Here is a 10,199-nt window from a genome sequence, read left to right on the forward strand (position 1 = left end):
CCGTCCGGCTCGACATTCTGAACGCGTATGACGCGGCGGGTGGGCAGAAGGGGATCCTGGGCTGGCCGACGACGGGCGCGACGAACTCGAAGGCCAACGGCGGCGGCGCGATCCAGAGGTTCACCGGGGGCACCGTGTATTACACGGCAGCCAAGGGGGCTCATGCGATGACCGGGGCGGTCCTGGCGGAGTATCTGCGGCGCGGCGGCGAGGCGGGCACCCTCGGCTGGCCAGTCGGGAACGCCAAGCACTCCACCGGGACCGAGGGCGGCGACGTGCAGGAGTTCCAGAGCGGCGGGATCTACTCCTCCGCCTCCGGGGCCTACGCCGTGCGGCTCGACCTGCGCGCGGCCTATCTCGCCCAGGGCGCACAGACCGGTCGGTTGGGTTGGCCCACGGGATCCGCGAAGTCGGCGGGGACCGGCGTGAGCGCCCAGACGTTCCAGCACGGCACCATACGATGGAGCGCGAAGTCCGGGGCGGTCGTCCAATAGGTGGCCTGTCCGCGCCCGGCTCGGACAGAACCCTGATGCAGCCCTCCCTCCCGCACCCCCGAGTCGTGGCGGTCGTGGTCGCATACAACCGGCAGGAGCTGGTGGGGGAGTGCCTCGCGGCGCTCCTGAACCAGTCGCGCCCGGTCGACGCCGTGGTCATCGTCGACAACGCCTCGACGGACCGCACCCTCGCGGTCGTCCGCGCGGCAGCCCCGGACGCGGATGTGGTGGCACTGACACGGAACACCGGCGGAGCGGGCGGCTTCACGGTCGGCATCGCGCGGGCCATGGAGCAGCACCGTCCTGACTGGGTCTGGGTGATGGACGACGACACGGTTCCCAATCGGACGGCGCTCGACGAGCTCCTGGCGGCAGATGCTGCGCTGCTTCCGCTCCGGCCCTCGGTCCTCGCCTCCCGAGTGGTCTGGATCGACGGCCAGGACCACCCGATGAACACCCCACGACCGAACCCGTTCGCCACCAGGCGGCTCCGCCGCCACGTCGAGTCCTCCGGCGGCATGCCGGTCCGCTCGTCCTCGTTCGTGTCATCGATGTTCTCCGCGGAAGCGATCAGGAAGGCCGGCTTTCCGGTCGCCGACTACTTCCTCTGGAACGACGACTTCGAGTTCGCCAGCCGCCTGATCCGGCGCTCCGCCGGGGTTGTCTGGCCGACGAGCGTGGTCGTGCACAAGACGAGGGTGCTCGGCTCGACCGACGCGGATCCCGGCGAGCGCTTCTACTGGGAGGTGCGCAACAAGGTCTGGCTTTTCCGCTTCTCCCGATCGCTGTCGCTCCTCGAGAAGGCGCTCTACCTCGCGTCGTCGCTCGCCCGGTGGGTGCGCACCTTCCGCGGCTCCGCGAACCGGCCGGTCCTCAGAGCCGGGCTCGTCCGTGGCCTGCGGGACGGGTTCGGCCGGCGTCCCCACCCCAACTCGGCTGTGCTGGCGGATGCCGGCGTACCGGGGTCTGTTCTCGCGGCTCTCGCCGCGGTCGACCCGCCCCGGTGATCGGCATGTCCGCGGAATTCTCGCTGCTGCTGCCGGTCTATCACGGCGATGACGCGGCATTCCTCCGGCGCTCCTTCTCGAGCGCTGTCGAGGAGCAGACTCTGCGGCCGAGCGAGGTGGTGGTCGTCCAGGACGGGCCGGTGGGCCCCGCCCTCGCCGCGGAGCTCGAGCGGATCCGCGAAACCAGTCCGGTGCCGGTCACCCACGTGCGGCTGGAGACGAATCAGGGGCTCGCGGAGGCGCTCACGCACGGCCTCCGCGCCTGCAGGCACGACCTGGTCGCGCGGATGGACGCGGACGACATCGCTCTTCCCGGTCGTTTCGCCGCGCAGATCCCCGTGATGGTGGACCGACGGCTCGACATCCTCGGCACCGGGATGTACGAGTTCCAGAACGACCCTCAGCAGGTCAGCGGTCGTCGGCAGCCCCCGGTGGGTCAGGAGCGCATCGAGCGCTACGCGCGCTTCCACGACCCGTTCAACCACCCGACTGTCGTCTACCGGCGCGCGGCGGTCGAGCAGGCCGGCGGATACCAGTCCATGGGGCTCATGGAGGACTACTGGCTCTTCGCCCGAATGATCGCAGCGGGTGCCCGGGTGGACAATCTCTCCGATCCGCTGGTGCTGTACCGGGTGGGGGCAGGTGCTTATGCCCGGCGGGGCGGAATCGCCCAGCTCAGGGCCGAGATCGCGCTGCAGCGCGAGTTCCGCCGGACCGGCTTCACCACGCCGGCGCAGGCCGCTCGCAATGTGCTGATCCGGGCGGGCTACCGGCTGGTCCCCGTGGCCATGCGGAGGCTCGCCTACCGCAGGCTCATCGCGCAGGGCTAGCCGCTCAGGCCCGGTGGGGCTTTTGTTAGCCTTGCGGGGGCGCAGACGCGTCTCCGGCGGAAGGGACAACCATCACCGATCTTCTCGTCGTGGGCTCCGGATTCTTCGGCCTCACGATCGCCGAGCGCATGGCCGACGAGCTCGGCCTGCGCGTGACCGTCATCGATCGGCGCGGCCACATCGGAGGCAATGCGTACAGCGAGAGGGAGCCGGAGACCGGCATCGAGGTGCACCGCTACGGCGCCCACCTGTTCCATACGTCCAACCGTCAGGTGTGGGACTACGTCAACCGGTTCACCACCTTCACCTCCTACCAGCACCGCGTCTACGCCAACTACCGCGGTGAGGTGTACCCGCTGCCGATCAATCTCGGCACCATCAACCAGTTCTTCCGCGCCGCGCACTCGCCGGAGTCGGCCCGCGCCCTGGTCGCCTCTCAGGCCGCCGAGGTCTCGCCAGGCGAGATCTCGAACCTGGAGGACAAGGCGGTCTCGCTGATCGGCCGCCCCCTGTACGAAGCGTTCATCCGCGGCTACACCGCCAAGCAGTGGCAGACCGACCCGCGGGAGCTGCCGGCCGAGGTCATCGGGCGTCTCCCGGTGCGCTACAACTACGACAACCGCTACTTCAACGACACCTACGAGGGCCTTCCCACCGACGGCTACACGTCCTGGCTTGAGCGGATGGCCGACCACCCCCGCATCGACGTGAAGCTCGACACCGACTTCTTCGACTCGAGCCATGAGTGGAGCAGGAGCGGCACGGCCGGACGTCTGCCGGTCGTCTACACGGGTCCGATCGACCGGTACTTCGACTATCAGGCAGGCGAACTGGCCTGGCGGACCCTGGACTTCGAGCAGGAGGTACTCCCCGTCGGCGACTTCCAGGGGACCCCGGTGATGAACTACTCGGACGAGGACGTCCCGTACACGCGCATCCACGAGTTCCGCCACTTCCACCCGGAGCGCGAGTATCCGTCCGACCAGACGGTGATCATGCGCGAGTTCTCCCGGTTCGCGCAGCGCGGCGACGAGCCCTACTACCCGGTCAACACCGCATCGGATCGGGCGGGGCTGGTGCAGTACCGGGAGCTGGCGAAGGCCGAGCCGAACGTGCTCTTCGGCGGGCGGCTGGGAACCTACCAGTACCTCGACATGCACATGGCGATCGGGTCGGCGCTGTCGATGTTCAGCAACCGCCTGCGGCCGCACTTCGAGTCCGGCGAGGCGCTCGTTCCGTAGCCTTGTCCGCGATCCGCCGAGTGGGTTGAACCGCTCAGCGTCCGCTGAAGGTGGTCTCCCATGTCTCCGGAGAGGTCAGTTCGGGCAGCGCCGCCCGGTAGTCCTCCGCGAGCCGCGGCCAGCTGCGGCGCAGCGTGCGATGGAGGCGGACGCTCTCCGTGAGGAGGCGCCGGAACTGCGCCCGGTCCCGCCGGTACCACGCCAGTCCTGCGCCGTCGGCGGTGGGCACGAGGACGCTGTCCGCGCGCGGGAGGACCCACCAGGTGGCGTCCCCGCGGGTGAGCTCCAGGTTGGGGCGCTGCAGCGCGTCCTCGGGCGTGCGACGCACCCAGTGCCGCAGCACCTGCGCCGCCGTCCACCCGGCCAGCCTGATGCCGCGGGGGGCGAACTTCCGATCCGCGTTCGCGGGATGCCGCAGCCCCAGACGGGTGGATGGACGGTCCCCCTCCCGATACACCTTCTTCTCGGGGAAGCGGGCCGCGGCCTCCCGGAGCCGGGGAAGGGTGGAGCCGAGCGCCTCGTGCATGCCCCCGGGTCCGGCGAGCACGTCCTGGAGGGCGCGGTGGCGCAGGGTGATGGCGTAGTACTGCATCATCAGCAGCTGCTTGACGTCCTGGTTGGCGCTCGCCCGCAGCACCGCCCGTCCGCGGGGAGAGGAGGAGTGCAGCAGCGCCGTGACGATGCGGTTGCGGGCGTGGTAGTAGGCCTGCCAGTCCTGGGTGTCGTCCTTGTCGAGCCAGGAGACGTGCCAGATCGCGGCGCCGGGAAGGGTCACGGTTGCGATGCCGGCGTCCTGCGCGCGCAGGCCGTACTCCGCGTCGTCCCACTTGATGAAGAGCGGCGCGGCGAGCCCGACGGACCTCAGCACCTCGACCGGGATGAGGCACATCCACCACCCGTTGTAATCCGCGTCCAGCCTGCGGTGCATCCAGGGGGTCGAGGCGAGGCCGGAGGTGGCGAGATCGTGGCGCAGCTGCTCCGGGAACGCCGGTCCCCAGTAGAGCGAGGTGCGATCGACGATCTCGGCGAAGGCGTGCAGCACCGTCGGGTGCGCCAGGTCGAGCATCTGGCCCCCGACGATCGTCGGCTCGGCGCAGTAGCGCGAGAACCGCAGCAGCCGGAGGATGCTCTCCGCATCGATTCGCACATCGTCATCGAGCAGCAGCACCGATCCGGTCCCGGGCAGCTGCAGCCCCTCGTACATGGCGCGGGCGAATCCGCCGGAGCCGCCGAGGTTCGCCTGCTCGATCACCTGCAGGCGGTCGTCGAGCCGGCTCCGCGCCTCCTCGAAGCCGGCCTGTGCGGTCACCCGGTCGGTCCCCTGGTCGATGACCAGGATCCGGTCGATCTCGGCGAGGAGCTCGGGAGCGTCGGCAAGCGCGCCGAGCGTCTGCAGCACGTAGTCCGGCTTGTTCATCGTGGTGGTGCCCAGCGTGAGCTTCGATGCGCGAAGCGGCGGGGTGTCGGCCGACCACGTGGCGCCCAGCAGCTCGAGGCCGGCGGAGAGCTCGAACCAGTACCAACCGCCGTCCTCGAAGGAGCCGAGGGGGAGCGCGCGGACCGTCTCCGCGGAGTCGGCGACAGTGATGGTCTCGACCGGCGCGGACTGCCCTGACGCGTCCGATCTGAGGATCCGCAGCTGACCCGCGCCCGCGGTTCGGGTGCTGAGGGTGACGGTCCGCAGGTGCGTCCAGTGCCGCCAGTAGGCGGCGGGAAAGGCTCCGAAGTACGCACCGTTCGGGCCGTCGAGCGGCGTGGTGACGCGGGCGAGCAGGAACCGCGACGTCATGGGCGGTTCCTCGGGGACGTCATCGCAGAAGATTAGCCGATGCGCGCTCGGCGGCCGGGCGGCTCCGTGCGGGTCCCAGCGGATCCGGGGCTCCGACGTAGAATCGATCGATCGAAGGGCCGGCTATCCGGCGGAGACGGGGAACGGGACACGTGCGGGAGTCGGTGGGACGGGCGGCGGTCGCGGGCCTCCTTCTCGGTCTTGTCGGGCTGCTGTGCGGGGCCCTCGTCGAAGCGGCTCCGCTGTTCCTCGCCTCGGCGGTGCTCGCGTTCGTCTCCGATCAGGTGCTGCTCGCCGCTCCGAACGCGGCCACCCGGCTGCTCGCCCGCCTGCAGCTCGGCTTCGCAGCGAGGACCTGGCTGCGGGGCGGCCTGCTGTTCGTGGGCCTCGCGGCCATGCAGGACATCTTCGCCGGCCCTGCGATCGTCGCGGCGATCGTCGCGGTCCTCGCTCTGGGGCTCGGCAACGCGGTCTACTCCCGGGCGATGCTCTCCCTGCGCCAGCGCGCGGACGCAGAGGTGGCCTGGCGCAACGTCCCGGTCCGCGGAGTCACCTCCTCGCCCGTGTTCCGGGAGCCGGTGCCCGCTCGCCTCGGTGGAGACGGCGTGCAGCTGATCGCGGCCAGTGAGGTGCTCCTGCTCGCGGGAGCGGGAGCGGCCGCGACCGCTCGCAATTCCTGGTGGCTGGTCGCGGGCGCGCTGGCCACGTCGGTCGCCGTGTCCGTGCTGGTGCTCCTCGGTCTCCTGGCGTGGCGCAGGATGCGGGCCCGCGGTCCGGTCTCCGACGCCAACGAGGCCGTCCGGCAGGCGTTCCAGGCGACCCGCCCTGAGGTGGTCTTCTACTTCTCCTCGCCGGCCTCCGGCAGCTATGCGCTTGCCGTCTGGCTGGACGTGCTCACCTCGATCCGGCGCCCCGCCGCCATCATCCTGCGCGAGCGGACGCACCTCTCGGTGCTCGAGGGCGTGACGGTCCCGATCGTGGTGCTGCCCACGGCGCCCGACGTGGAGAGGTTCGCCACCCCCTCGATGCGGGTCGTGCTCTATCCGACCAACGTCATCAAGAACAACCACATGGTGCGGCTTCCCGGGATGCGCCACTGCTTCATCGGGCACGGCGACAGCGACAAGGCGGGAAGCTACAGCCCGGTGTCGCGCATGTACGACGAGATCTGGGTCGCCGGGCAGGCCGGAGCCGACCGCTATGCAGCGACGAAGGAGGGCTTCCGCGAACAGCAGATCCGGATCGTGGGGCGCCCGCAGCTCGCGGGCATCGTGCAGGCCCAGGAGCCGATCGGGCAGCGGCCGGTCCGGGTCCTGTACGCGCCGACCTGGGAGGGATTCTTCGACCAGTCGGACTACTCCTCACTTGCCGGCATGGGTGAGCAGATCGTGCGGGCGCTGCTCGATGCGGGGGCCACCGTCCTCTTCAAGCCGCACCCCGCCACAGGCGAACGGCTGCGCGAGGCGACCCAGGCGAGCGCGCGGATCGCGCACCTGCTCGCTGCCTCCCCGGGCGCCGGGCACGAGGTGGTGGGCACGGGCAGCGGCAGCCTCTACCAGGCGTTCAACCGCGCCGACCTCCTCATCACCGACGTCTCCAGCCTCATCACGGACTTCCTCGCCTCCCGGAAGCCCTACATCGTCACCAACCCCCGACAGGATCCGGAGGATGCGTTCCTCTCCCGGTTCCCGTCCGCGGCGGCCGCGTACCTGCTCGACCGCGACATCTCGAAACTGGCCGGCTACCTTCGCGACGCGGCCACGGTGGACAGCCGGCGCACCGACCGCCTCGCGCTCGCGCGCTACCTGCTCGGCTCAGGGACAGAACCCCTGACGCGCTTCCTCGACGAGATCGAGGGATGCGCTCAGCGGGCGGAGGATGACAGCACGGGGCAGATCTCGATAGCACTGCTCGAGGAGAGGCGCGCATGATCCGCCGGCTGCTCGGCTGCGCGGCTCTCGGCGTCTCCTACGGCGGACTCGTGACCGCCGGAGTCATGGGCGAACCGCTCGTGTTCGTCCTGTTCGTTGCGCTGGTCGCCGTGCTGGAGCCCTGGATCGCGAGCCGCACCTGGCTCGTCGTGCCGAGCTTCATCGATGTCCAGCTCGGTCCCGACTACCGTCTGCTGACGGTGGATCTGCTCACCGCGCTGCTCGCCATGCGGGTGCTCGAGGCGGGGTCGACGACCACCCTGGTCACGGTGACGCTCATGCTGCTCATCGCGCTCCGCGGCGTGACGAACCTGCTGGCGCGGCGCAGGGCGGAGGCGGACGTGCGCCCCATCGGGTGGGCGAACATCCCCGGAATCGAGGACTCGCCGGAACGGCGGCGGCCGGATCCGGCCACCGTGGCGTTCTACTTCCTCCCCGTCAGCGCAGCGATCCCGGTGGGCCTGGCCATCACGTCCGCCCGGGGAACCCCCGCCCCGGTTCTCATCACGTCGGCTCTCGCGCTCGTGGCCGGCGCCGTCATCCTGGTTCTGGAATGGCATGCGGGCCGCGGGCGGTCCGCCCCGCCGCCCGACGCCGTCCGCGCCGAGGTCCGGGCGGCGGTCCAGCGGATGGCTCCCGAGGTCGCGCTGTACTTCGGCGGGCCCCGCTCCTCCACTCACGTGATCGAGGTCTGGCTGCCCATCCTCGCCACGCTGGAGCGTCCCACGGTGGTGATGGTGCGCGAGGGCTGGCACCTGCCCGCAGCGCGCAGGGCGGGGCTGCCGGTCCTGCACCTGAACAAGAACACCGACGTCGAGCTCTTCGCGGTCGATTCGCTCAAGCTCGCGCTGTACCCGACGAACATCGCCGTCAACAATCACCTGATCCGCATCCCCGGCATCTTCGACGTCTTCGTCGGCCATGGGGACAGCGACAAGGGCGGCAGCGCGACGCCCATCTCCCGGATCTACGACGAGGTGTGGGTGGCCGGCCCGGCGGCCCGGGACAGGTACCTGAAAGCCCATGTCGGGGTGCGCGACGAGCAGATCCGCGAGATCGGTCGGCCACAGCTGGCCGAGATCCGCCGCGCGGTCTCCTCCGAGGTGCAGAGCGTTCCCCCTGAGGGCGTCTTCACGGTGCTCTACGCCCCCACCTGGGAGGGCTTCTATGCCGCCTGGAGCTACTCCTCGGTGAAGCTGATGGGCGAGAGGATCGTCTCCACCCTCCTCCAGCTGCCTCGGGTCCGGGTGCTCTACAAGCCTCATCCCGCAACCGGATCCAAGGATCCGGCGTTCAGCGAGGCCGACCGGCGGATCCGAGCCCTGCTCGCCGACGCCGGCGCGCCGAACCTCGTCGTGGAGGATCTGACCGGGCTCTATGCGGCCTTCAACGAGGCCGACCTGCTGATCAGCGACATCTCGAGCGTCGTCACGGACTTCCTGTACTCCCGCAAGCCGTACATCGTCTCGAACCCGAGCGGGGAGAGCATCGACGCATTCCGGGTCGAATACCCCTCCACCGGCGGCGCGTCGATCCTTCCGCCGGACTGTGCCGGACTGGAGGAGTTCGTCGAGGATGCCCGAGGAGCAGACATCAACCGCGCCCGCCGAGCCGAGGTGGCCGCGTACCTGCTGGGCGAGTCCGAGTTCGACCCGGTCACCCGCTTCCACCATGCCGTCGACGAGGCGCTGCGGCTGCAGCGCGCGCGGGGAGTGACCGGGCATCAGGACGGCGAGGTGCGCGGCAGCGCGTCGGTCGGGACTGCCGTCTAGTGGGGGCGACGCACGGAACGGCCCGGCCGACCTCGGGACGGTCGACGAGCATGCGTGTGGGCAGGCGCGGGCTGAGCTTCTGGCTGCCGGCGACGTCGCCGGTGCAGACGGTCGACATCCTCATCGACGGCAGCCGCGTGTGGTCGACCACGCTGCCCCCACCGGATCAGCGCGGACGCCGGCGCCTGCTGTGGCCGCTGCAGCTCGCCAAGCGGGTCCGGGGACGCGGCGTCGTCACCGTGCGCGACTCCTCGACCGCGGTGCTCCTCGCCGAGGCGCGGGTGCGGATCGGGCGCAAGCGCGGCCCGTTCGACATCCGTGACGGACAGGGCCGGCGGCTGTCCGTCAACAAGTGGCACCGGCTCGGCCCCACCTTCGAAGGCGACGACAGCGGCGGCCAGGCACGCCTCCTCGCGCGGTCCCGGCTGTTGGCGACCCAGCTGGAGGAGCTGGGCTACCTGGCCTACATCACGGGCGGCACGCTTCTCGGGGCCGTGCGCAGCGGCGAGATGCTGCCCCATGACGACGACACGGACTTCGGCGTCCTGTTCGATGCCACCGACCCCGCCGACCTCGCTCTGGCGAGCTACCGGATGGAGGATGAGCTCGCCGCGCTCGGCTACACCGTCGTCCGGCACAGCGCGGCGCATCTGCAGATCACGTTCTTCAGCGCCACCGGCTCCATCGAGAACTACATCGACATCTTCAGCGCCTTCTGCCGACCGGACGGGGAGTTCTGCCAGCCCATCCACGTGCGCGGACAGCTGCCCCGCGAGGCGATCCTGCCGCTCACCACGCTGACCCTCGGAGGCGTCGAGTTCCCCAGCGTCGCCGAGCCGGAGCGCTGGCTGGAGCTCTGCTACGGGCCGGGCTGGCGCACCCCCGACCCCTCCTTCCGCTTTGTCACACCTCTGCCGACACGCCGCCGCTTCGAGAGCTGGTTCGGGTCACAGAACCTCAACCGGGTCTACTGGGAGGCGTACTACGCCGCGCTCGGCGCCGACGAGCCCAGCGGAGACGACCGCTTCCTCCGGACGCTGCTCGCTCGCCTGGAGCCCGGCGCAGACGTGCTCGACCTCGGCTGTGGGACGGGGCAGCTGACGAAGGCTCTCGCGGCCGAAGGTCATCGGGCACA

The 10,199-nt window shown here is 70.4% G+C and carries 7 protein-coding genes and 1 pseudogene; 7 read left to right on the plus strand and 1 reads right to left on the minus strand.

Annotated features, from left to right (window positions below; all coding sequences use genetic code 11):
• The 4 genes and pseudogenes from JWR33_RS08365 to glf form a co-directional block, all read left to right on the plus strand.
• A pseudogene (locus JWR33_RS08365) lies at positions 1 to 494 on the plus strand (hypothetical protein); the annotation flags it as partial.
• Between the two features lie 35 nt (positions 495 to 529).
• Positions 530 to 1,501, plus strand: coding sequence for a glycosyltransferase (locus tag JWR33_RS08370; protein WP_297411002.1), 972 nt, complete (start codon positions 530 to 532; stop codon positions 1,499 to 1,501).
• Positions 1,502 to 1,506: 5 nt separating this feature from the next.
• Positions 1,507 to 2,331, plus strand: a complete 825-nt coding sequence (locus JWR33_RS08375; protein ID WP_297411004.1) for a glycosyltransferase — start codon at positions 1,507 to 1,509, stop codon at positions 2,329 to 2,331.
• 89 nt (positions 2,332 to 2,420) lie between these two features.
• The gene (gene glf / locus JWR33_RS08380) at positions 2,421 to 3,572 is read left to right on the plus strand and encodes a UDP-galactopyranose mutase (RefSeq protein ID WP_297411006.1); all 1,152 of its coding nucleotides are present in this window, start codon (positions 2,421 to 2,423) and stop codon (positions 3,570 to 3,572) included.
• A 34-nt stretch (positions 3,573 to 3,606) separates the two neighbouring features.
• Here the strand turns inward: glf and JWR33_RS08385 are convergent, their stop codons facing one another.
• Entirely contained in the window at positions 3,607 to 5,361 is a 1,755-nt protein-coding gene (locus tag JWR33_RS08385) for a glycosyltransferase (RefSeq protein ID WP_297411008.1), read from the minus strand.
• Between the two features lie 152 nt (positions 5,362 to 5,513).
• On the opposite strand from JWR33_RS08385, the gene JWR33_RS08390 reads away from it, so the two are divergent.
• The 3 genes from JWR33_RS08390 to JWR33_RS08400 all read left to right on the plus strand — a co-directional run.
• Positions 5,514 to 7,292, plus strand: a complete 1,779-nt coding sequence (locus tag JWR33_RS08390) for a CDP-glycerol glycerophosphotransferase family protein (RefSeq protein WP_297411010.1) — start codon at positions 5,514 to 5,516, stop codon at positions 7,290 to 7,292.
• Positions 7,289 to 9,064, plus strand: a complete 1,776-nt coding sequence (locus JWR33_RS08395; protein WP_297411012.1) for a CDP-glycerol glycerophosphotransferase family protein — start codon at positions 7,289 to 7,291, stop codon at positions 9,062 to 9,064. The genes JWR33_RS08390 and JWR33_RS08395 overlap by 4 nt, the downstream gene beginning before the upstream one ends.
• 50 nt (positions 9,065 to 9,114) lie before the next feature.
• Positions 9,115 to 10,199 (plus strand): LicD family protein (locus JWR33_RS08400; protein ID WP_297411014.1); only part of this gene is annotated, 1,085 nt, incomplete at its 3' end.

The organism is Naasia sp. (assembly GCF_025465545.1).
In the GTDB taxonomy this organism is placed as follows: Bacteria; Actinomycetota; Actinomycetes; order Actinomycetales; family Microbacteriaceae; genus Naasia.

Excerpts from the sequence above, each read along its gene's own strand:
- JWR33_RS08370 (WP_297411002.1), top strand. The coding sequence starts at position 530 with ATGCAGCCCTCCCTCCCGCACCCCCGAGTCGTGGCGGTCGTGGTCGCA.
- JWR33_RS08375 (WP_297411004.1), top strand. The coding sequence starts at position 1,507 with ATGTCCGCGGAATTCTCGCTGCTGCTGCCGGTCTATCACGGCGATGAC.
- JWR33_RS08385 (WP_297411008.1), bottom strand. The coding sequence starts at position 5,361 with ATGACGTCGCGGTTCCTGCTCGCCCGCGTCACCACGCCGCTCGACGGC.
- JWR33_RS08395 (WP_297411012.1), top strand. The coding sequence starts at position 7,289 with ATGATCCGCCGGCTGCTCGGCTGCGCGGCTCTCGGCGTCTCCTACGGC.